The sequence below is a fragment of the Rhizobium herbae genome (assembly GCF_017873135.1).
Lineage (GTDB): Bacteria > Pseudomonadota > Alphaproteobacteria > Rhizobiales > Rhizobiaceae > Pararhizobium > Pararhizobium herbae.
Genome location: NZ_JAGGJV010000001.1, coordinates 933,647 through 955,883, shown reverse-complemented (window position 1 = coordinate 955,883; position 22,237 = coordinate 933,647). Strand labels below are relative to the sequence as shown.

19 protein-coding genes and 1 other RNA gene are annotated in these 22,237 nt (G+C 60.6%); 12 read left to right on the top strand and 8 right to left on the bottom strand.

What is annotated here, in order from left to right; genetic code table 11:
* Nucleotides 1-65: 65 nt before the first annotated feature.
* The gene (locus tag J2Z75_RS04700; protein WP_209848326.1) at nt 66-1,094 is read left to right on the top strand and encodes an ArsR/SmtB family transcription factor; all 1,029 of its coding nucleotides are present in this window, start codon (nt 66-68) and stop codon (nt 1,092-1,094) included.
* Between the two features lies 1 nt (nt 1,095).
* On the top strand, nt 1,096-2,022 hold the full coding sequence (metF, locus tag J2Z75_RS04695; RefSeq protein WP_209848323.1) for a methylenetetrahydrofolate reductase [NAD(P)H]: 927 nt from the start codon (nt 1,096-1,098) through the stop codon (nt 2,020-2,022).
* 524 nt (nt 2,023-2,546) lie between these two features.
* On the opposite strand, the gene J2Z75_RS04690 is transcribed toward metF, so the two are convergent.
* Nucleotides 2,547-3,488, bottom strand: coding sequence for a DMT family transporter (locus J2Z75_RS04690; RefSeq protein ID WP_209848320.1), 942 nt, complete (start codon nt 3,486-3,488; stop codon nt 2,547-2,549).
* 93 nt (nt 3,489-3,581) lie between these two features.
* Here J2Z75_RS04690 and J2Z75_RS04685 point away from each other — a divergent pair, with 93 nt between their 5' ends.
* On the top strand, nt 3,582-4,976 hold the full coding sequence (locus J2Z75_RS04685; protein WP_234937118.1) for a cation:proton antiporter: 1,395 nt from the start codon (nt 3,582-3,584) through the stop codon (nt 4,974-4,976).
* Here J2Z75_RS04685 and J2Z75_RS04680 read toward each other — a convergent pair.
* The 4 genes from J2Z75_RS04680 to J2Z75_RS04665 form a co-directional block, all read right to left on the bottom strand.
* The gene (locus tag J2Z75_RS04680) at nt 4,973-6,181 is read right to left on the bottom strand and encodes a lytic murein transglycosylase (protein WP_209848318.1); all 1,209 of its coding nucleotides are present in this window, start codon (nt 6,179-6,181) and stop codon (nt 4,973-4,975) included. The genes J2Z75_RS04685 and J2Z75_RS04680 overlap by 4 nt on opposite strands.
* Nucleotides 6,182-6,312: 131 nt before the next feature.
* Nucleotides 6,313-7,113 carry a glycoside hydrolase family 25 protein gene (locus J2Z75_RS04675; protein ID WP_209848315.1) on the bottom strand — a complete coding sequence of 267 codons (801 nt, stop codon included), beginning with the start codon at nt 7,111-7,113 and terminating at the stop codon, nt 6,313-6,315.
* Between the two features lie 219 nt (nt 7,114-7,332).
* Nucleotides 7,333-8,001, bottom strand: a complete 669-nt coding sequence (locus tag J2Z75_RS04670) for a class I SAM-dependent methyltransferase (RefSeq protein WP_209848313.1) — start codon at nt 7,999-8,001, stop codon at nt 7,333-7,335.
* Nucleotides 7,998-9,248, bottom strand: a complete 1,251-nt coding sequence (locus J2Z75_RS04665; protein ID WP_209848310.1) for a DUF3419 family protein — start codon at nt 9,246-9,248, stop codon at nt 7,998-8,000. The genes J2Z75_RS04670 and J2Z75_RS04665 overlap by 4 nt, the downstream gene beginning before the upstream one ends.
* Before the next feature lie 147 nt (nt 9,249-9,395).
* On the opposite strand from J2Z75_RS04665, the gene J2Z75_RS04660 reads away from it, so the two are divergent.
* Together J2Z75_RS04660 and J2Z75_RS04655 are read left to right on the top strand one after the other, a co-directional pair.
* Nucleotides 9,396-10,973, top strand: a complete 1,578-nt coding sequence (locus J2Z75_RS04660) for a putative bifunctional diguanylate cyclase/phosphodiesterase (protein ID WP_209848307.1) — start codon at nt 9,396-9,398, stop codon at nt 10,971-10,973.
* Between the two features lie 362 nt (nt 10,974-11,335).
* On the top strand, nt 11,336-12,685 hold the full coding sequence (locus tag J2Z75_RS04655; protein WP_209848304.1) for a serine hydrolase domain-containing protein: 1,350 nt from the start codon (nt 11,336-11,338) through the stop codon (nt 12,683-12,685).
* Nucleotides 12,686-12,727: 42 nt separating this feature from the next.
* Here the strand turns inward: J2Z75_RS04655 and J2Z75_RS04650 are convergent, their stop codons facing one another.
* From J2Z75_RS04650 to J2Z75_RS04640, 3 genes are all read right to left on the bottom strand, one after another.
* Nucleotides 12,728-13,699 (bottom strand): lytic transglycosylase domain-containing protein, encoded by a 972-nt coding sequence (locus J2Z75_RS04650; RefSeq protein ID WP_209848301.1) that lies wholly within the window; start codon nt 13,697-13,699, stop codon nt 12,728-12,730.
* 116 nt (nt 13,700-13,815) lie between these two features.
* The gene (locus J2Z75_RS04645; RefSeq protein WP_209848297.1) at nt 13,816-14,451 is read right to left on the bottom strand and encodes a LysE family translocator; all 636 of its coding nucleotides are present in this window, start codon (nt 14,449-14,451) and stop codon (nt 13,816-13,818) included.
* Nucleotides 14,452-14,533: 82 nt separating this feature from the next.
* Nucleotides 14,534-15,748: a pyrophosphate--fructose-6-phosphate 1-phosphotransferase gene (locus tag J2Z75_RS04640; RefSeq protein WP_209848294.1), complete on the bottom strand. Its 1,215-nt coding sequence runs from the start codon at nt 15,746-15,748 to the stop codon at nt 14,534-14,536.
* 593 nt (nt 15,749-16,341) lie between these two features.
* Here J2Z75_RS04640 and J2Z75_RS04635 point away from each other — a divergent pair.
* From J2Z75_RS04635 to rsmH, 7 genes are all read left to right on the top strand, one after another.
* Nucleotides 16,342-17,046: a TerB family tellurite resistance protein gene (locus J2Z75_RS04635; protein WP_209848830.1), complete on the top strand. Its 705-nt coding sequence runs from the start codon at nt 16,342-16,344 to the stop codon at nt 17,044-17,046.
* Nucleotides 17,043-17,807 (top strand): N-acetylmuramoyl-L-alanine amidase, encoded by a 765-nt coding sequence (locus J2Z75_RS04630; protein ID WP_209848291.1) that lies wholly within the window; start codon nt 17,043-17,045, stop codon nt 17,805-17,807. Before J2Z75_RS04635 ends, J2Z75_RS04630 begins: the two co-directional genes overlap by 4 nt.
* 228 nt (nt 17,808-18,035) lie before the next feature.
* Nucleotides 18,036-18,563: a lytic transglycosylase domain-containing protein gene (locus tag J2Z75_RS04625; RefSeq protein ID WP_209848288.1), complete on the top strand. Its 528-nt coding sequence runs from the start codon at nt 18,036-18,038 to the stop codon at nt 18,561-18,563.
* Between the two features lie 110 nt (nt 18,564-18,673).
* On the top strand, nt 18,674-19,864 hold the full coding sequence (locus J2Z75_RS04620) for an NAD(P)/FAD-dependent oxidoreductase (protein ID WP_209848285.1): 1,191 nt from the start codon (nt 18,674-18,676) through the stop codon (nt 19,862-19,864).
* Between the two features lie 71 nt (nt 19,865-19,935).
* Nucleotides 19,936-20,332, top strand: an RNA gene (gene rnpB, locus J2Z75_RS04615) — RNase P RNA component class A.
* Nucleotides 20,333-20,754: 422 nt separating this feature from the next.
* On the top strand, nt 20,755-21,195 hold the full coding sequence (gene mraZ, locus J2Z75_RS04610; RefSeq protein WP_234937179.1) for a division/cell wall cluster transcriptional repressor MraZ: 441 nt from the start codon (nt 20,755-20,757) through the stop codon (nt 21,193-21,195).
* Between the two features lie 14 nt (nt 21,196-21,209).
* The gene (gene rsmH / locus J2Z75_RS04605; RefSeq protein WP_209848282.1) at nt 21,210-22,235 is read left to right on the top strand and encodes a 16S rRNA (cytosine(1402)-N(4))-methyltransferase RsmH; all 1,026 of its coding nucleotides are present in this window, start codon (nt 21,210-21,212) and stop codon (nt 22,233-22,235) included.
* Nucleotides 22,236-22,237: the final 2 nt, after the last annotated feature.

The window sequence follows — 22,237 nt, the reverse complement described above, 5'->3', positions numbered from 1 at the left end:
CATTTCAACTTGCAGCATGCCTGAAAATCACATAAACATATCTTTATGTGTTGATGGGGTGGGTGATGGCGCGAGAACAAGGGTTGGGTTTGGACGCGATGGTCGACGTTCTGAAGGCGGCGGGCGAGCCGACGCGCATGCGTCTTCTGGCTCTTCTGGCGGCCGGCGACCTGACCGTCACCGATCTTACCGAAATTCTCGGCCAATCGCAGCCCCGGATTTCCCGTCACCTCAAACTGCTTTCCGAAGTCGCGCTGATAGATCGCTATCAGGAAGGCGCCTGGGCCTATTTTCGCCTGAAAGGCGAGGGCGCGGGCGTTGCACTGGTGCGGGATCTGCTCTCGGCCTCCGATGTCGCCGATGCGGTGCTGGTGCGCGACGGCGAACGGCTGGCGGCGCTCAAGCAGGCGCGATCTGAAAAAGCCCAGGACTATTTCAGCCGCAACGCCTCCGAGTGGGACGAACTGCGTCGCCTGCATGTCAGCGAGGCGGATGTCGAGGCAGCGCTGAAGACTGTCGTCGGCACCGATCCTGTCGATGGGCTGCTCGATCTCGGCACCGGCACCGGCCGCATCCTGCAGCTTTTCGAGGGCATTTACCGCCGCGGCGTCGGCGTCGATGCCAGCCGGGACATGCTGGCCGTGGCCCGCGCCAATCTCGATCGGGCCGGCATCACCAAGGCGTCGATCCGGCATGGCGATATCTTCAACCTGCCGCTCGACGGTCGCCAGTTCGACCTCGTCACGATCCACCAGGTCCTGCACTTCCTGCAACAGCCGGAAGCAGCCATTGCCGAGGCTGCCCGCATGCTGGCGCCCGGCGGTCGGCTGGCGATCATCGATCTCGCGCCGCATACGCTGGAATATCTGCGTGACGAGCATGCACATATGCGCCTCGGCTTTTCGCGCCAGACGATGGCAGACTGGCTGGAGAAGGCTGGCCTGACCGTCGAAGAGACCGTCGATCTGACGCCTGACACGGATCGTGACCGGCAACTGACGGTGACCATCTGGCTTGCCCGTGACCAGCGGCAGGCCGCCACCGCCGATACACCAGAGGGCAAGCGCGCTCTCACCTATGCCGGGAGGACATGACATGCCGATACACACTCTTTACCCGGCCGAGCGCGGAAACCTGCGGCTCTCGTTTGAGTATTTCCCGCCGAAGAACGACGAGATGGAAACGCAGCTGTTCCAGACCGTTGCGGACCTGTCAGCCTTCGACCCTGCTTTCGTGACGATGACCTATGGCGCGGGCGGCTCCACCAAGGCGCGTTCGCTGACCGCCGTGCGGCGGATGATCCATGACGAGCATATCGCCAATACGGCTGCGCACCTGACCTGCGTTGGCGCCACCAGGGCCGAGGTCGATGCAATCGTCGCCGAATTCATCGACAATGGCGTACACCATTTCGTGGCTCTGCGCGGCGATCCGCAGGGCGGCATCGGTGCGCGCTACGAGCCGTTTCCGGACGGGTATGAAAATGCGGCAGCGCTTGTCGCGGCAATCCGGGCCAAAGGCGATTTCGAGATTTCCGTGTCCGCCTATCCGGAAAAACACCCGGAAAGCCCGGATGTCGACGCCGATATCGACATGCTGAAGCGCAAGGTCGACAATGGCGCGACGCGGGCGCTGACCCAGTTCTTTTTCGACAACAATGATTTCGAGCGCTATCTTGAGCGTGTCCGCCGCGCGGGCATCAATATTCCTGTCGTTCCCGGAATCATGCCGATCAACAATCTGGCGTCGGTCAGCAGGTTCGCCGGGCTCTGCGGCGCAAAGGTTCCAGAGGCGATCGTCACGCGGCTGGTGCATCTCGACGAAAGTCCGGAAGAGCGCTTCAAGGAGGCGACGCATATCGCCGCCGAGCAGATCGTAGATCTGGCAAGGCGCGGTCTGCGCGATTTTCATATCTATACGATGAACCGGTCGCCACTGGTCGCGGCTGTCTGCGATCTGGTCGGCTTTGAACGGGCGGTGCCGGCTGCCGCTCAGTCCCTGTCGGCGGGTGCTGCGGCCTGAGCCGGGCCTGACGAGCGATTTCCAATAGAAAAGGCCCTTGAGACCGGATGGTTTCAAGGGCCTTTTATCTGGCAGCTTCAAGTTTTCGATGCTCTTCGGAGCGCTTCAACTTGGCTGGATTCGGCTGCAATTGGCTTGCGGTATTAAAGTCCTTCTTTCACCGACTGGACTGTTTGCCTAATGCTTTCAGATGAAAAGCATGGTGGCTACGAATACGAACGCTGCACTTATCATGAGGACATTCAACGAATGTGTAATTCCCATAACCGGCCCTCCTTGCGTTGACCTCGCAAAGATAGGGTGAAAATGTCACGCATGAAAGGAAAAGTTATGCTGCGGTGCGATAGACCGAGCCCGGAAAAGGGTTATACACAGGCTTAAGTCTATGAATAAAAACATCTTTGCCGGCTGCCACAATTTTTTCACAATGTCTTCTATCTGGTTAATGTAACGCACTGAAATGCACTGTGAGTGACCGATCGGACACAGCTGTGATGGTCAAAAGGCGTACGTGATTCCTCCCGTCAACCCTGCTTGTGCCGCGTCGGTAGCAATCGGCCATCAAGTACGACCAGGCCAGCGGCAATCAGCAGCATGCCGGCGATGTCCGTTGGCTCCAGAGTTTCGCCAAGAAACAGGAAGCCGAGGAGAATGGCGCTGGGCGGCACCAGCAGGGTGACCAGCGAGGTGTTGGTGGCGCCGGCGCGGCTCATGATGCGGAAGAACAGAATATAGCCGTAGGCGGTCGAAAGCAGTGCCAATGCTAGGATGGCAAGGACGGAGGTCATCGGCGGTACCGGCAATTCCCAGGGTGTGTCGACGGCGAGGGAAAGGGGCAGCATGATCAGCGTCGAGGCGGTCATCTGTCCGGCCGCGGTCACCGGCGCTGCCAGTCCCCGAAAGCGCTTGCCGTAGGTCGCGGCGAAACCGTAGCTGATTGCTGCGGCGACCGGAAGGAGCAGTGCCCAGAGCGGAATATTGCCGCCCGAATGTGTCAGTCCGGGCAGGGCGCTTGGGCCGATCAGCACGGCGGTCCCGGCAAGGCCGAGCAGGCAGCCGGCAATCTTGGGAAGGCTGAGCTTCTCGTCCTGCGTCAATGCATTGGCGATCAAAACGGTCCAGACCGGCGTTGTCGCGTTGAGAATGGCGGCGAGTCCCGCGCCGATCTGCGTCTGGCCGAGGAAGATGAAGGCGTGTGGTATGGCGTTGTTGATCAGGCCGAGCAACAGGAACTGCGGCCAGCGGGCCTTGAGTTCGCGGTAGATGTCGTAGCGGCCGAAGACATAGATATGCAGCGCGAGAGCTGCCAGCGCCACCCGAAGCAGAACGAGGGTAAAGGCCGGCACATGCTGGATGGCGATGCGCGCGAAAAAGAAAGAGCCGCCCCAGATCAGCCCGAGCAACACCAGAAGCCCCCAGGTGGCAAGCGTCATGCGGTTCTGCGAACCGTCCGTTTTTGCGTGCATGCGACTTGACCTTCCCCTGCCTCATTCGGAACATATCGAGGGTTAAGGCTTGAGGTGGAATTTATCCACCCGATTCTTGAGCACGCCACAGACATGAAGGATGAATTCCTGGAGCCTCTGACGACACAATCCATTGCCGCCGCGCATGAAGGTCAGGGGCTTATCCCCATCGCGATCGTCGTGGCGGTCGCAGCTCTTCTGGGGCTGGGGTTCCTGCGCTTGCGCCAGCCGCCGCTGGTCGGGTTCATTCTGGCGGGCGTTGCCCTGGGGCCAACGGGCTTCGGCTTCATTTCCTCAAGCGGCAATGTCACCCTGCTTGCCGAAATGGGTGTCGTCGTCCTGCTGTTCTTCATCGGCATGGAGCTGTCGATCAAGGCCTTTGTGCTCAGCCTGCGCCAGGCGCTGACGGTTGCGAGCGGCCAGGTGGTCGCGGCAATCGCAGCCGCCGGCCTGATCGCGCTGATCACCGGGGCAAGTCTGGCGGAAGGGCTGATCCTCGGCTTCGTCATCGCCATGTCGTCGACCGTCGTCGCCATGAAGATGCTCGAGGACATGGGGGAGCTGCGCAGCGAAACCGGACGGATCGCCGTCGGCGTGCTGATCGCCCAGGATATCGCCGTCGTGCCGATGCTGATCCTGGTTTCGAGCCTTGGCGGGCAGCAGGCGCATATCGCCATGATCGCGGTCAAGATGATCATCGCCATCACGATTCTCGCCGCACTGCTGTGGTGGTTCGGTCGTCACGGCAAGCTGAGAATTCCCTACAGCGAAGCGGTCGAGGACAAGGTCGAGATCCTGGCGCTGGGCGCGCTTGCCGTCTGTTTCGGCGCTGCTGCGATTTCCGGTCTCGCCGGCATGTCGCCCGCCTATGGGGCGTTTCTCTCCGGTATCGTGATCGGCAACTCCACCCTGCGCAGCCGCGTCATCCCGGTGATCGAACCGATCCAGAGCGTGCTGCTCGTCGTCTTCTTCCTGTCGATCGGACTTTTGATCGATCTCACTTTCATCGGCGAGAATTTCTGGTCGGTGCTGAGTGCGGCGCTGATTGTCATTGCCGCGAAGACGGTGCTGAACATCTTCCTGCTGCGCAGGACCGGCTCATCGCCGCAGATCGCGCTGATCGCCGGCCTGTCGATGGCGCAGATCGGCGAGTTTTCCTTCGTGCTGGCGGCAGCCGGGCTTAGTGCCGGCGTGCTGCAGTTCGATACCTACAAGGTGGCGATCGCCGTGACGGCCGTCTCGCTGCTGGTCTCGCCGCTCTGGGTCAGCATGATGCACAGGCTCGAAAATATCGCTTCCGAGCACCTCTCGACCTACCGCACGGCATTCGCGGTCGCCTATGCGCGCGAATTGAGCGAGCTCTCGAAGCGGGGAGCAGCTCTTGCCGGCGCGCGCTGGTCGCTGAAACTGCGCTACCGCGCCTTCCGGCTTGCCCGTCACCACCGGCGGCGGGCAAAGATGCGCGACAGGCGGGGGCCGGGCGGTTAAAGCGCGTCGAGAACCGCCTGGGTAGCCCAGCCGTCGGCGGGCAGGCCAAGCCGCTGCTGTTCCTTCTGCAGAGCCGCGCGGGTGCCTGAGCCGAGAATGCCGTCAATCTTGCCGACATCGTGGCCCATGCCTTGCAGCTTGATCTGCAGGGCCTTCATGCCTTCGTCGTTCAATCCCGGTTCCGGATGATGGGTGTCGTAAGGCGGAGCGCCTGCAAGCCGGGTGGCGAAGTAGGCGGCAGAGGTCGTGTAGATGAACGACTGGTTCCATTCGAGATAGACGTTGAAATTCGGATAGGTCAGGAAAGCCACGCCGTGGCGCCCCTGCGGAATGACGACCGAGGCAGCCAGCTGCGGAAAGGCGGTATTGCCATCGCGCGGCTTGACGCCGAGCGCGAACCAGTCACCGGCGGTCATGCCGGATTGCAGCCCGGTCTTCTCCCATGGCAGGTTTTCCGGCAGGCTCACTTCCTGGATCCAGGGCTGACCGGCGACAAAGCCGAGGCTCTTGATGAACTTGGCGGCCGTCAGGATGGCATCCGGCGCACTCTGCTTGAGGTTCACATGGCCGTCGCCGTCGCCATCCATGCCCTGTGCGATAATGTCTTCCGGCAGCATCTGCACCTGACCGATTTCTCCGGCCCAGGCACCGGTCGTCGTCGCCGGGTCGAGATCGCCGTGCTGGACCATCTCGATCGCCGAAATGAGCTGGGGGCGGAACATTTCCGGGCGGCGGCAATCATGGGCCAGCGTCACCAGGGCGTTGAGGGTGTTGAAATCGCCCTGGACCGCGCCGAAATCCGTTTCCATCGCCCAGAAGGCGGTGATCACCGGGGCGGGAACGCCGAACTCCTTCTCGGCACGCTCGAAGACCGCTGCGTATTCCTTCATCTTCTTGGCGCCGATATCCAGTCGCGCCTTGCTGACGGTGCGCTGCGAGAATTCGGTAAAGCTTTGCTTGAAGACGCCCTGGGCGCGGTCGCGGCTCAGCACCTTCTCTGAAATTGCGGCACCGGCCAGCGCGCGATCGGCGACCTCAGCCGGTATGCCCTTGGCGATTGCTTCGGCCTTGACGCCTTGCAGGAATGTCGCAAGGTCGCCTCCGCAAGGGGCTGCGGGCACCGCGGTTTGCTGCGCGAGGGCAGACGAGGTCAAAAGAGTGAGAATGCCAACCGAAAGAATGGAGCGCAGGGTGCCGCGTGTCATCGCAAGTCCTTGTTGTCAGGCCGGAACCGGCCGAATGCAGCCCGAGAAACCGGCCGCTGTTGTTTGCTGAAAATATGGCAGGGGCTGTCGCACGGCAATGGGGCAGAATGAAGAATTGCCGCCGCTGCGCCTCAGTTTTGCGGCGGTGTGCGCGGCTTTGAAACAGCCGCCACCCATTGCTTCCAGTTCTTCGGCGAGCCTGCAAAGACGTTGATGTCGGCATCGCCGTTGATGCCGGGGATGACGCCTGTGCTGGTATATTGCCAGAAGGCCCAGCGGCGCTCGGCATAGATTTCCGTCGGGTGCTTGGCCACCGAGCGGACCCAGAAGTGATAGTCCTTGAACTGGCCGACGAGGTTGTCGCGGTGGAAATCGACCGAGGTGTAGATGATCGGCCGCTTGCCATAATAGGCTTCCAGCCGGTCCATGAAGCGCTTCATCTCGGATTGTACGGTCAAGGGCGACGGCCGGTAGGTGCAGGTCTTGGATTCGCCGTTCCATTCGACGTCGAGAACCGGCGGCAGGTAGACCGCGCTCTTCGGCACATTGGCGATGAACCAGTCTGCCTGCTGGTCAGCCGTCGAGCAGAAATAGTAGAAATGGTAGGGTGCATAGGGCAAGCCGGCGGCGCGGGCCCGCTGCCAGTATTCGTTGAATTTCGTGTCGACCCTGTCCTTGCCTTCCGTCGCCTTGATGAAGGCGAAGGAGACACCGGAGGCCTTTACTTTGACCCAGTCGATGTCGCCCTGCCATTTCGAGACGTCGACACCATGGATATTGTGAAGTTGCGGCGTGCGCGCACCAAAATCCTGCGGATCCTTGTCCTGGAATTTTGGCGGAATGGATGCAGTGGAAACCAGATCGTAGTCTGTCGATGTACAGGCGGAAAGAAGCGTCACAATAGGCAGAAGAGCCAGGAATAGCCGGCGCATGAGGTTTCCGTTCTGAAGCGATCGACGATGCTGCCTCACACGATGATATCCGCTGATGTGAATCCCCCGGGAGGCGTGAACCTCATTTTCATCATATCATCGTAAAAATTGGGTTAGTTTCAAGCAGCAATTGCTGAAACTGCGCCGCAGGCCCGAAAAGTAGCGGTTCTACAGTCGATTGAGCTATAGCTCGGGATCGTTGTGCGGGGCTTGCCCGGCTTATCTCGCCAATCGGCGATAGGTGAAGAGCCAGGCATAACCACGGCCGATGGGCTGGAAATCGACTATGTCGCCACTTTTCGCGGCTTTTCCCTTGAGCGCGGCGACCAATGCCTTGCGCGGCGTGACATGGAACCGCTTCAACCAGGCCTGAAGCCCCCGTCGGAAAAGGCCGGGCAGGCGCTCCTGCTGACCGAAGTCTGCAATGTGCAGCGAACCGCCGGGATTGAGCGCCGCGATCGCCGCTTCGATCGCCTTTTCCCATTCCGGGATCATCGACAGGGCATAGGAGATGACGATGCGGTCGAAGCCGGTTTCGCCAAATTCAGAAGGCTGGAAATCGGTCGCATCGGCGACCCGCAGGACTGTGCTGGTTTGTCCGGGTCTACTCAGCTTGGCTTCCGCCGAGACAAGCATTTCCGCCGAAATATCGAGCCCGAACAGTCGCGCCTGCGGAAAACGCCGGCCGATCAGGGCCAGGTTGCGGCCGGTGCCACAGCCGACTTCCAACAGGCTGGCGCCGGCTGGAACATCCAATTCCCGGATCAGCGTATCGCGCCCGAACAGGTAATATTTGCGGGTCAGGTCGTAGAAATGCCGCTGGGTGCGGTACATCCGGTCCATACGATCCGCATGGCTGCCCGCAGCATTGGTCTCGACGGCCGTCATGCTGCCTTCCTGTAGATATGGAAACCGCCGTAGATGGCCGAACGATCCTTCAGGTTCAGGGCCTGTGACTGGTCGGCATCATACTGCCACTGGCCGAGCAAATTCTGCGAGACGCGGCCTTCCAGGATGCTGTCTTCGGCGGCGGTGCGGAAGATGACGACAGCGCCTTCGGCGGATGTCCGGGTGATTTCGCTCCACAGGTCGTTGAGCTGCCGGTCGTTCATCCAGTCCTGCGCGTCGAGCAGAACGTAGCGATCGACGGAGCCTGCCGGCTTCTTTGCCAGAAGTTCGGTGAAGCTGGCATGATGCACATGCACGCGCTCGGCGTTGTTCCGGATCGTCTCGTGGCGGCCGGCCTGCAGGTAGACCGGCAGTTCGCCCTCGTGCGGCAGCGGATAGCGACGGGCGAAGGCCTGCCAGGCGAAATAGTTTTCCTTCAGCGGGAAATGGCAGCAGAGTTTTTCGAGCCGCTGGCGCAGTACGCCGGCCAGCGACTTTTCTGCGCTGAGGCTTGCCAGTTCGTCGAACTGCTGCGGCGGAATGCCGAGGCCGAACAGCGAACTCTTGCGGCTGGTGATCCAGCGGATGACCGGGCGGTCGAACAGCGGGGCCAGTCGTTCGTCGAAGAACTGGCGCTGCTCGCGCATAGAGCGCGCATTGGCCAGTTCGCTTGGATCGACGCCGTGCAGCCGTGCCAGCAGATGGCCAAGGCCGATGAAGCGGCCGAGCAGGCCGGTGCGATAGATGTTCTTGCCGAATACCCGGATGCGGCGCTGGCCGGTCAGCCCGCGCCGGTTCCAGTATTTGCGTGTGTCGCTGTCGAGCTTCGGCGCGATGAAGAGATCATAGGCCTGGACGTTGCTGACCAGATCGTGCCGGGCGAGGAAGCGGACGATGTCGGCGTGACCGGGCAGGTGACGGAATGCGGCGAGCTTCAGCCGGTTGAGCGCCACGTGATGCGGATTGAGATCGACCACATCGATGCGCTCGGGCGCGGCGGACAGATAGGCAAGCATGTTACAGCCGCCGGAGCCGATGGTAACGATATGATGCTCGGGCCGGATCTGCATGGCCGCCATGTCGACGGCCGGATCTTCCCAGATCTGCGGATAGACGAGGCCGGTGAAGAGAAGTCCGAAAAGTCGCTCCGACAGACCTTCCAGGGTCAGCGCCTTGTGCTGGATCAGAGCGGTTTTCAGCTTGCGGTTTCTTTTGCCGTAGCCTGCATCGGGTGCGAGATCGGTCATGTCAGCCTGCCATCCGTTGAAGTTGGAGGAGCTTCTAAGACGAGTCCGCTACACTTTGATGACGGATGGCTTATACAAATTCTCATCCATAAGAATTGATTAAGTTTGTACATGTTAGATGAAGCTATTCTTTTTCGGGGCACTAACATGATGTTAAAGGCTTTTCTGCCGAAGTCGGAGCAGCGGTATGCTGCGGCCGGCGCGGTGATCGGGGCACTGTTCCCGGTCGTTTGCATTTTTTATGACAGATTGCATGACGGCGTTCATGGGCTTTGGGGCAGCAGCACGCCGACGTCCGCGTCCCTTTCCGTCATCCTGATGCCGCTGATCTGCGGCGCGCTTTTCTATCAGGGGGGACGTGCGCGAAGCCAGCTGATGCGGGAACTCGAATTGCGTCGGAAGACTGAGGAAGACCTGTCGCGCGCCTTGCATACCGACCAGTTGACCGGCATTGCCAATCGTTTTGCTCTCGAGTGCGATCTGCGCGAGCGGGTGTCCGCCGGATCGCCGCCGGCGGGTCGCACAGCACTTTTGATGCTCGATCTCGATCGCTTCAAGTTCGTCAACGATTCGATGGGGCATGATACCGGCGACGAATTGCTCGTCGCGCTGGGCCGAAGGCTGATCGAGGCCATGTCGGGCATTGCAACGGTCTATCGGCTGGGCGGCGACGAGTTCGTCATCGTGATTGCCGGTACGCCATCGGACGGCAAGATCGACGATATCTGCACCACCATCAAGAGCCTGCTTGCAGAACCCTTTCAACTGTCCGCCGCGCAATTCTGGACCGGCGGCAGCATCGGTGTTGCCTATATCGAGCCGGACGACCAGTCGATGTCGCCCGTACTCAAGCGTGCCGACCTCGCGCTCTACAAGGCCAAGGAAATTGCCGGTAATAGCCATGTAGTCTACGCGCCTGACATGGCCGCGGAGGCAACGCTGAAGGGTGAGATCGAGTATGACCTTTCCCGCGCTCTTGCTGCCGGCGAATTCTTTCTGGAATACCAGCCGATCGTCGGAATCGAAAGCCGGGCGATCCGTTCCTTCGAGGCGCTGATCCGCTGGCGTCATCCCGAAAAGGGGATCATTCCGCCGGACAGCTTCATCGGTGCCGCCGAAAAGACGGGCCTGATCCTGCCGATCGGCAATTGGGTTCTGAAAACCGCCTGCCTGGAGGCCGCGCGCTGGCCGGCGCCGACCGGTATCGCGGTCAATGTCGCGGGCGACCAGTTCAAGGACCGGGCTTTCGTTCCGCATGTGAAGGCGTGCCTGGCCGAAGCCGGGCTTGCCCCGGGCCGTCTGACCATCGAGGTAACCGAATCGATCTTCTACCTCGATGCGGCCATCATCAGGGACAGCCTGACGGAGCTTCGCGCCCATGGCGTGCGCATCGCGCTCGATGATTTCGGCATCGGCTTTTCGTCGATCAACAATCTGAGGCGATTTCCGCTGGACCAGCTCAAGGTCGATCGTTCCTTTACCAAGGCGATGCTCGGCAACCAGCGTGATGCGGAAATCGTCGACATTATTCTCCAGCTCGGAAACACCTTCCAGGTTTCGACCACCATCGAGGGCATCGAAACAGAGGGGCAGATGGAGTTCGTGCGGGCGCTGGGGGCTTCAGAAGCGCAAGGGTTCCTGATATCCAGGCCGGTCTCGGCGGAGGACGCATTGGCGATCCTTCAGCGAGAGCCGGAAAAGTTCGCAGTGCGATCAGCAGGCTAGAGCATCGTACGCCAAATGAGGCGCATTCTGTTGGCTCAAATCGGCCGATCCCACAAGGAGGATGGCGCGGAGCGATGCCTCACCATCGGTCAAGCCATCCGACGCAGTGGGCGGCCGATTTCAGTCAACCCGGAGGGCCGGATGCTTTTTTGCCAGGAAACGGGCTTTTGTCTCGAACGTACCGGTCTGGTATGCCCTTCGACAAAAGCCCGTTTCCTGACAAAAAATCCTTCCGGCAGAATGCGTCTCATTTGGCGTACGATGCTCTAGAAACATGTCTCGCACCAAAGTGATTGCCACAAAGCCTTCCTAAATGCGTGGAATCCTGTTTTTGTGGCGATAGCGAAGCAGGGGCGATGCGCATGCGCGGAAAATGGTTATGGCTTGCAGGCTCCGTGTCGGCCGCCGTAGCGGCTGTCGTCGGCTGGCTTGTCATTTTGCCGCCCGAATTGCTGCGGGTCGGCGACGGTTATGCTGCCAAGATCGTCTGCTCCAACGTCTTCATCGCCGGCAGGGATGCCAATGCGGTACTCGCCGATGACGTCCAGGCGCCCGGGCATCCGCTTTTGCGCCTCGTGCGCATATCGGTCGACGAATCCCGCAAGACGGTGACTGCCCGCATGTTCGGCTTTGCAGCCCCCGGTCGCGCCATCTACCGCGAAGGTCTCGGATGCACCAACGTCACCCAGGGCGAGTTCGCGGCCTTTCCCGGCAACCAGCAGCTTCGCCGCAGGCTGCCACAATCGGACGACGGCAAACCCTGGCCCGACGGCAGCGGCACCGCCGTCAATCCCGCCGTCCAGACACTGTTGACTGACCCGCAGCTTGCCGGTCCCGGCATGCGCGCAATCGTCGTCGTCAAGGATGGCAGGATCGTTGCAGAGAGCTATGGCGACGGGTTCAACAGCGCGACGCCGCTGCTCGGCTGGTCGATGACCAAATCGGTGACGGCCGCATTGATCGGTATACGCATCAGGGACGGGCAGATGGCGCTTGACCGCGCCGAGCTTCTGCCGCAATGGCGAAACGATCCGCGCAGCCAGATCAAGCTCGCCGACCTCATGGCGATGCAGAGCGGGCTTCAGTTCAACGAGGACTATGGCGACGTGACCGACGTCACCCGCATGCTCTTCCTCGAAGGCGACATGGCCGATTTCTCGGCCGCCAAGCCTCTCGAGGCAAAGCCCGGTGAACGCTTCAGCTATTCCAGCGGCACATCGACGATCCTGTCGCGGTTGTGGATGGACACGTTCGGCAGCGTGCGCGAGGCGTTGACTTTTCCGCGCGCTGCCTTGTTCCGGCCGCTTGGCATGACAAGCGCCGTACTGGAGCCGGATGCGCATGGCACGTTTGTCGGCTCGTCCTACATGTATGCGACGGCGCGGGACTGGGCCCGGTTCGGCCTTTTTCTGCTGCAGAACGGCAGCTGGAACGGCGAGCAGTTGCTGCCGGAGGATTTCGTCGGCTTCATGCGTACGCCGACCAAGGCCTCAAACGGCCGTTACGGGGCAGGGCAGGTCTGGACGAAGTTCGGCAATGATGGAGGTCCGCCGCTACCCGAAGATGCCTACTGGCTGCAGGGCCATGATGGACAGACCGTGATGCTCGTTCCGTCGCTGGGTCTTGCCGTCGTGCGCCTCGGGTTGACCCCGTCACGTATCGGTTACGACGTGCGTGTGCTGGAGGCCAAAATAATAGAGGCGGTCCACTGACCGCCTCGAAAATGGAACCGCGATGGAGAGGGCTGTCAGGCCTTATTTCATGCCCAGCGTTTCGAGCAGGCCTTTGCGCTTGGCGTGGTAATAGTAGCCGCTGGCATAGAGCTTGACGGCGCCGTCGTTCTGGTTGTCAGCCACCATCCAGGCGCCGGCCAGATATTTCGTCGCATATTTCAGATTGGTTTCGGCATCGAACAGGCCTTCGGCCGGGCCTTCGTAGCCAAGACCCTTGGCCGTGTTGTAGCGGATCTGCATCAGGCCGTAATTGCCGGCGTGATAGGCGCGCGGATTGTAGGTGCTCTCGCGCTTGACGACGCGATGGACCAGTTCTTCCGGAATATTGTTGAGCTTTGCATAGTAGGCAATCAGCCGGTCGAGTTCGGGACGCGAGCTGGTCGGCTTTTCGGTAATCCCCAAAGATGCCGGTATGGCTTTTGCCATGGCATAGGCCGTGGCGCCAATCGAGGGTTTCGGCATCGGCACGATCATATGATTGGCAACGAGCGTTTCGAGGCCGACGGGTTCGCCGGTGTCAAAATCCGATTCCATCGCGGCCATCACCATGCCTTCGGGAATCTCCGGAGAGCGGCTGGTCTTGGTCGATGCCAGCGCATCTGCCGTTTCCGGCAAGGCGATGGGCGCTGCTGCCTGAGCGGTCGTGGAGGCCTGGGGCGTTACAAGTGCATTGGCTGCAGAGACTGCCGCCGTCGCTGCCGTTCCGCCCTGATTGACAAAGGCGACCTGCGTCGCGGCGGTTTCGCCAGGCTTCATCATCGCTGTTTCAGTTGCAAGCGCCGATGCCGTGGCGGTTGCTGCGCCATCGGGAGTTGGCAGAGCGTAAGCCGTCATTTCCGTTCCGGGCTTGGGCAGCGGCGTCACCGTCTGCACCGCCATCAACTGTTCCATCGGCGTCCGCTCGACGCTCGAACAACCGCCAACAAGCGATGCCGAGATCAGAGCGCAGGCCGTAACAGTCGGTTTTGAAACGGAAAAACGGTAATTAGCCATGCTGTCGCTTTCGTGCTGTCAGGCCCCGTAGCCCCTGCAAATCAGCAGCCAGAAGCCGCCATATGCGAAACTTCATTAACCTATGGGGCAGGGAACCGCAAGCACGGGACGCCTTTTCAGGCGCCGGCGCGTCGCAGGCCCGCTGTCAGAAGGCCTGCGCCTATGAGCAAAGACCCACCGGTGCGGTTGACGATAGTCTGAACCTTCGGTTTTCGAATCGTCTTGCGCGCGGCCGATGCCATCAGCGCGTAGCTCGTCGCATTGAGGGTGGCGAGCACCAGGAACGTCGTTTCGAAGATCAGCATCTGGTTGAACAGCGGGCGGCTGAGATCAAGGAACTGCGGCAGGAAGGCAACGAAGAAGACGATGCTTTTCGGGTTCAGCGCCGTGACGATGTAGGTGTGCAGAAAAATCCGCAGCGGCCGCTCGGCCGGGACATCCATTGTACCTTCGGCCGTTTCCTTTGCGATCGGCGTGCGCCAAAGCTTGATGCCGAGCCAGATCAGATAGGCGGCACCCACCCATTTCAGAACGGTGAAGATCGCAGCCGAGGTCGCCAACAGCGCGCCGAGGCCGAGCATCGAGGCGGTCATCGCGGTGAAATCGCCCAGCGCCACGCCGGCGACTGTGGCGCTGGCAACCTTGCGTCCGTGCCCGAGCGCGTAGGAGATGACCAAAAGGATGGTCGGGCCGGGGATGGCAAGCAGGACGGTTGAAGCGGCGACGAAGGCCAGCCAGTGTTCGATCGACATAAAGAAGGCTCCGTTTGACGTGGCGTTCCATCGAGGAAGCCATGCGCAAACGGAGCCGTCAATAGGCTTCTATGAGCTCGAATCAGTTTGCCGGCGACCACTTCTGGCCGATCGCGTCCATCACGTCGCCGAACCATTTGACCGAGGTGTCGAAGTGCTTGCCGCCGCGGATGCGCGGGAACTCGATCGTCCTGAGCCGGCCGCCCTGATCCTCATCGTGACCGGTGACGCCGGAAACCTTGTTAAGCGCGCTTTCGACGGCGAGATCGACCATGCCCTGGATGAGACGCAGATCGTCGATGTTGGCCGGTGCAGAGCGGGCATAGTAGCCGGACTTCTGCACCATCGAGCGTTCGGCGCCGAGAAGGGCGGCGAACTGCTTGGAAAACCAGCCGCCGACATTGATCGTGTCGATCTTGACGTGGCCGAAGGCATCACGCTTGACGGCTTCGCCGGCCGCTTCGCGTTCGGCAACGACCGCATCGAGGCAGGCGCCTTCGCTGACGAACAGCGTGACGAAACCGGTCTTGTCCATCGTGGCGCGCAGCCGCTCGGCTTCGGCTTCGAGGTTGAAGGCGGTTTCGGGAAGGTAGAGGCCGTCAATGTTCTTCATCTGCCGGTTCATCATGAAACCGTCGACGAACTCCCTGTCGTCGATATGCTGGATGTAGGCGCGGGCAGTCGCGGCGGTAAGCCAGCCGCAGTGGCGGCCCATCACTTCGTGGACGACCAGCGTGCGCGGGGCGGCACTCTGCTCGTTGCTGACGTTGTCGAAGAACTTGGCGCCGTATTCGGCAGCCGTCCAGGCGCCGAGCGACTGGCGGATCGGTACGACGTCGTTGTCGACGGTCTTCGGCAGGCCGACCACGGTCAGGTCATAGCCATTGGCACCGAGATAGGCGGCAAGATCGGCCGCCGTCGTATTGGTATCGTCGCCGCCGATGGTGTGCAGGATAGTGATTCCATCCGAGGCGAGGCGCTCGGCTGCGACCCTGAGCGGGTTCTGGCCTTCCTTGACCAGGCCACGCTTGACGCAATCGGCGGTATTGGTGAGCTTGACGCGGCTGTTGCCGATCGGCGAGCCGCCATGACGGTGGAGGATATGGGCTTTCTCGCGCATATCGCGGGTGATTTCGATGCGGTCGGCGAGTAGAAGCCCCTGATAGCCCGAGCGATACGCAACCAGTTCGATATCCGGCGCGATATCGGTATAGCGTTCGATCAGGCCGCCGACAGCGGAAGACAGGCAGGGCGCAAGCCCGCCCGCGGTCAGCATTGCAACTTTCTGTTTGGCCATGGATTCCTCCTCGGGGATTTCGGCAAGATCGTTCGAGGTCTCTCTAGCGCAATTCCCATGGAAGTTAAATGACATGCTGCGCGCAAGGCACGGGATTGCTTAGGCGATGCGCGCCTTGCGTCCGCGCCAGACGATGAGTGCGACTGCGACCGCAAAGCCAAGGGTTAAAGGACTGAGGATTTCGTCGGGAAGCGCCGCTATGTCGTGCCGAAAAGGATGGCGCCGATCAGGCCAATGACCATGTCCATGGCCTGCGGAATGGGTTGAAATACGCATGAGAATTCCAGCAGACCGATATTTACCCGCTGTCAGTGGCAACCGTTTCAAGTCAAATTCATTTGCCTTATTGGGCAATCACTGGCATGAATGCAGTGATACTGAGGGGCCATCACAAATTCGTCATTGGCCCCGAATGTTTCGGATTGTTGCCTTGCAATAAATCCGGAACTCTGGTCATGCTGAAGGCGAACAGGTACATTCAGATGACGACGGGCTCCTGTCGGGGCCATACTGGCATACCGCGTGGACATCCGGCCCCTGCGGTTCACCCCAACGCTTTAGTTTGTGAAGAGACCATGGGAAAGCATGTAGCCATATCGTTCTGGGATAGCATTCTCAGCATGGTCAACGCGACGGGCAATGCGCTTGCCGGCGTCGTCGAGGCGATCCGGACGTTGTTCGAAGGTGATCCGGAGACACGCCGCAAGGTGGCTTTTTCCGTCGCTATGATTGCGCTGTCCGCCAAAATGGCCAAAGCCGACGGTGTCGTCACCGAAGCCGAGGTCTCCGCTTTCCGCGATATCTTCAAGTTTCCCGATGACCAGGCGCAGAACGTCGCCCGGCTCTACAATCTCGCCCGCCAGGATGTCGCGGGTTACGAGGCCTATGCCGAAAGGCTGGCGTCGCTGTGCATTTCCTGCGAGCAGAATTGCCCGGTGCTGGAAGACATCATCGACGGCCTCTTCCATATCGCCAAGTCGGACGGCGCCATCCATGAGAAGGAACTGAATTTTTTGGCGCGCGTCGCCGAAATCTTCCGCATGAAGGAAGGGCGGTTCCAGGAAATCATGGCGCGTCACGTGCGCACCGAAGCCGATCCGTACAAGGTGCTTGGCGTTTCGCCGAAAGACGATTTCTCGATCATCCGCAAGCGCTACCGTGTGCTGGTGTCGGAGAATCATCCTGACCTGCTTGTCGCCCGGGGCGTGCCGCAGGAACTTCAGGCCAGCGCCAATGATCGTATGGCGGCGCTCAATGCTGCCTACGAGGCGATCGAGAAAGAACGCCGCGCCGCATGACGGACTTCGCCTGCGACTATCCGGCCGCGCGTGCCGTGCCATCCCCGAACCATGGGGAGCGGGCAGGCGGGCAGAAGCCGGACATGATCATCCTGCATTATACCGGCATGGAAACAGCCGCCGCTGCCCTCGACTGGCTCTGTCGCGAAGAGAGTCAGGTTTCCAGCCATTATTTCGTCCATGAGGACGGCAGGGTCGATCAACTCGTCAATGAAGACCGCCGTGCCTGGCATGCGGGCAAGAGCATCTGGAAGGGCGAGACGGACATCAATTCCCGCTCGATCGGCATAGAAATCGCCAATGCGGGCCACCCCGGCGGACTGCCGGATTTCCCGTCCGAACAGATCGAAGCAGTCGTCCAACTGTGTCGAAACTGTGGCGAACGGTGGTCTATCGCTCCTGAAAGAGTGTTGGCGCATAGCGATGTGGCCCCCATTCGCAAGGTCGATCCGGGAGAAAAGTTTCCTTGGGAACGGCTGCATTCCGCAGGCATCGGGCATTGGGTTCCGGCAGCCCCGATCGGCGGCGGACGATTTTTCCAGCGGGGCGATCAGGGGCAGCCTGTCGAGGCGGTGCAGACGATGCTGTCGCTCTATGGCTACGGAATTGAAGTGACAGGCATTTTCTGCGAGAAGACCGAAGGTGTGGTTGCCGCATTCCAGCGTCACTTTCGCCAGTCCCAGGTCGATGGTATCGCCGATATTTCGACCCTCGATACGCTCCACAGGCTGCTGTCCGGACTGCCCAATTTCAGTCGCTGATCGATCGTCGCCGAGGCGCTTGTGGACTGTCGTTTCCGGCCTTCATCTCATTAATTTTGTGCACTGCCACATCATCACCATGATGCCGGGGTCTTTTGCGGCGGTACCGAACCGCAGGTAATCCAGGCCTCCAGCCCTTCCTGTTGATGACGAAAATCGGGATGCGAGACGGCAGGGCGGGGTGCGCCCTCAAGGCCGCGGCACCCGAAAGTGGAGACTTCAAGCTACATGAGAATATCGCATCTTGCTGCGGCCGCGGCATGCTTCTGCATGCTGATTTCCGGGGTTGAAACGTCGTATGCCGGGGGCATTGACAAGACCATTACATCCTCCATCAAGCCTGTTTCGAGAACGACGGGTTATCCGACACCCGGCGCTTCCTTCCAATCCTCCGCGTATAGCGGTTTGATCCAGACCTATGCCAAACAGTACGGTGTGCCCGTCGATCTGGCGCATGCCGTGATCAAGGTCGAAAGCAACTTCAATCCCAAGGCACGCGGCAGCGCCGGCGAAGTCGGGTTGATGCAGATCAAGCCGGCCACGGCCCGGATGATGGGCTATTCCGGCGGCAAGCGCGGCCTGTTCGATCCCGAAACCAACATCAAGTTCGGCATGAAATATCTCGCCATGGCGCATGAACTGTCCGGCGGTTTCACCTGCGGCACGATCCTGCGCTACAACGCCGGGCACGGCGCCACGAAGATGAACCCGGTGTCGCGTCGTTATTGCGGCAAGGTGCAGGCGATCATCGACTGAGAGATAAAAGTCGCCGGATAGGTTCCGAGTTCCGGCATTTTTCAAGTTCGCAGATGCCAGCTGGCAAATGTCATGCTATCTCCGCCAGGATCGTTTCTTGAGGGCGCAGCATGGCAGGCACATTCGATTTCATCATTGTTGGCAAGGGCATGATGGGAGCGGCGGCGGCCCGGTACCTGGCACTGAGCGGTGCAAAAATCGCGCTGATCGGCCCGGACGAGCCGGAAGACTGGGCCAGCCACGGCGGCGTCTTCAGCAGCCATTACGACAACGGCCGCATTACCCGCACGATCGATCCGGACCCCGTCTGGGCACTGCTCGCCCGGCGCTCCATCGAACGTTACGATGATATTGCGACATCGAGCGGCATCGACTTCTATAGCGAAGCCGGTTGCCTGATCGCCGCGCCCTTGCCGGGTGGCGAGGACGGCTATCTCGAAAACGTTATCGCCGCGCGTGACCGTCTCGGCGTCGAAGCTCCCTTCATCAACAATGAGGAGCTCGCAGATCAATTTCCTTGGTTCCGTTTTGCGGCCGGCTATGGCGGCGTGTTCGAACCGCGCGACGCGGGCCACATCAACCCGCGTGCGCTGGTCGCGGCGCAGGTCATCCTGGCGGAAAGAGCCGGTGTCACGGTCATTCGCTCGGAAGTCTCGGCGGTCGTGCGCGTCGGAAGCGTGGTGAATGTCAAAACGGTGGATGGGGCCTCCTTTGCCTGTGGCCGCGTCCTCATTGCCGCCGGCGGGTTTTCCATCGCCAAACAATTGCTGGCTCGGCCGCTGGATCTCGTCGTCAAGGCACGGACCGTGCTTTTCGCCGAGGTGGCGGAAGACGATCTTCCACGTTTTGCGGAGATGCCGTCGCTGATCGGGGCTGCGCCAGAGCAGGATGAGAGCTATTATCTGCTGCCGCCGATCCGATATCCCGACGGCAAATGCTATATCAAGATCGGCGGCGATCCGAGCGACATCAATATCGGGACCGAGAGCGATGTCCGCGCCTGGTTCCGTGGTGACGCCAACCGGGCCGCGGCCGATCACATGGCTGGACTGTTGTCCCGGGCCATGCCGTCTTTCGTCCCCGTAGCGCTCAAATGGAGCCCCTGCGTCACGACGTTCACCCGTCACGGCTATCCCTATATCGGCTTTGCCGATTCGGATCGCGTCGCCGTGCTGACGGGCGGCAATGGTGCGGCTGCCAAGAGTTCGGACGAAATCGGGCGGCTTGGCGCGCTGCTGCTTCAGAACGGCCGGCTGGATGCGCCCGAGTATGACACCGATTTTGCGGTGTGCTTCCAGTAGAAGCGTCCTCTAAGCCAACTTTTTGTTTTTGCCGCTGGCAATTGACGGGTGGCTCGGTTATGCACCGCCTGCCAGTTGGCCGGGCAGCCGCGCTCCGCTAGGACCGAAAGGTTGCGGGGGGAGGAAAGTCCGGGCTCCACGGAAAAACGGTGCCGGATAACGTCCGGCGGGGGCGACCCCAGGGAAAGTGCCACAGAGAGAATACCGCCTGCTTTGGCAGGTAAGGGTGAAAGGGTGGGGTAAGAGCCCACCGCGCGCATGGCAACATGGGTGGCAAGGCAAACCCCACCGGGAGCAAGACCGAATAGGGATGACGTGGTTCGCGCAAGCGTTCCGGCCTTTTCCGGGCCAGTCATCCGGGTGGGTTGCAGGAGGCAGCGCGCAAGCGTTGTCCCAGATGAATGGCTGCCACGTTCCGGCTTTCGGGCCGGAGCCATACAGAACCCGGCTTACAGGCCAACTGGCACATTCCCTCTTTTCCGATCGAGACGAAACGGGTTTCAAAAATCGTCTATCCGTTTGAATGTCCGTCGTTTTTCGTCTCTTTTAAATATTTGATGCGGCCACTTTATGGGGGAGGATTCCGCTGTGAATCCAAAGTCTTGAGGGTAGGTTCGTAACCATTTGTTAAACTTAACGGACTATCAATATTTGCTGACGAAGCGTGCTGAAACAGAGCAAATCCCATTGACGCCCATATGGTCCCATGTTATCCCATTCATGCACTGCAAACGGGCTGAATAAGGCCTATTCATCGCAAGCTTCGGGGCCGCCCTGCGAAGGGTTTTCGAACGGGCATGTCGCCCGGCGGCTGGGTGCTGTGCGTCTTTTTGATGGTGCGCGCGGGCTGTTGGGGCTGGCATGTCCACCAGGAACGGCTGTATCGTGTCATGAACCGCTTCCTATCGCATGCGACAAACCGGATCGATTCCAAGGGGCGGGTTTCTGTTCCTTCGATGTTTCGTACCGTTTTGACGGCGCTCGATATTCGGGAGCTTTATTGCTTTCAGGATTTCGTTTTTCCGGCTATCAGCGCCGGCGGTCCGGAGTTGCTGGATCGCTTCGAGAGGCAAATCGGCGGCGAAGACCCGTTTTCGCCGCAGGCCAATCAGATGTCGCTCCTCATTCATGGGGGCGGGGTCTTCATGAAGCTCGACCAGGAAGGCCGGTTGATGGTCACGGATTTCATCCGGGATTTCACTGGCATCACCACGGAGGTCACCTTCGTGGGGCGGGCGGATCATTTTCAGTTGTGGGCGCCGCATGTGTTTATCGAACGCCAGGCGGCGGCACGGGAAGAGCGCAGGTTGCGAGGTCTGCGTTCGGACTAGAGTGGAGAAGCGGAATGATGGCGGATCAAGGCGAGGGTTTATCCGATGCCGATGGCGGACCGGTCCGCCACATTCCGGTTCTTCTCCCCGAGGTTCTTGCGAGCCTCGATCTTCAGCCCGGCAAAATCATCCTTGACGGCACGTTTGGCGCCGGCGGCTACACATCGGCCATTCTGGCCGCTGGTGCCGACGTCATCGCGCTCGACCGCGATCCGGCGGCCATCCTCGGCGGCCAGTCGATGGTGGCTGCGAGCGGCGGCCATCTCACCCTTGTCCATTCGCGGTTTTCCGACCTTGCGACACATGCCCCGGACGATGGCCTGGATGGTGTCGTGCTCGATATCGGCGTTTCCTCCATGCAGATCGACGAGGCCGATCGCGGCTTTTCCTTTCAGCGCAGGGGACCGCTCGACATGCGCATGTCGTCGGACGGTGTTTCCGCCGCGGATGTCGTCAATCGCGCCAAGGTCACGGATCTGACGCGAATCTTCGGTTTTCTCGGCGAGGAACCGCAGTCCGGCCGCATTGCGCGCGCGATTGAAAAACGTCGCCTCGAAGAGCCCTTCGTTACGACCCGCGACCTTGCAGGCCTCATCGAGATCGTCACGCCGCGCAAGGCCAAGGACAAGATCCATCCAGCCACCCGCGTCTTCCAGGCGCTGCGCATCTTCGTCAATGACGAACTCGGCGAGCTTGCCCGGGCGCTGTTTGCCGCCGAGCGCGTGCTGAAACCCGGTGGCAGGCTCACTGTCGTCACCTTTCACTCGCTGGAAGACCGGATCGTCAAGAAATTCTTCCAGGATCGCGCCGGCAAGGCGTCCGGCTCCCGGCACCTGCCAATCGCGCACGAACGCGCGGCAACTTTCGCACCAGTTGGGAAGTCTATGGTGGCGGCAAGCGAAGAAGAAGCGTCCCGCAATCCGCGCGCCCGATCTGCAAAAATGCGGGTTGGTGCGCGCACCGATGCCCCGCCCGAGGCAGATGATCTGTCCATTTTCGATTTGCCGAACCTTGCAAGCCTTGGAAAGATTGGGGGCTGAGA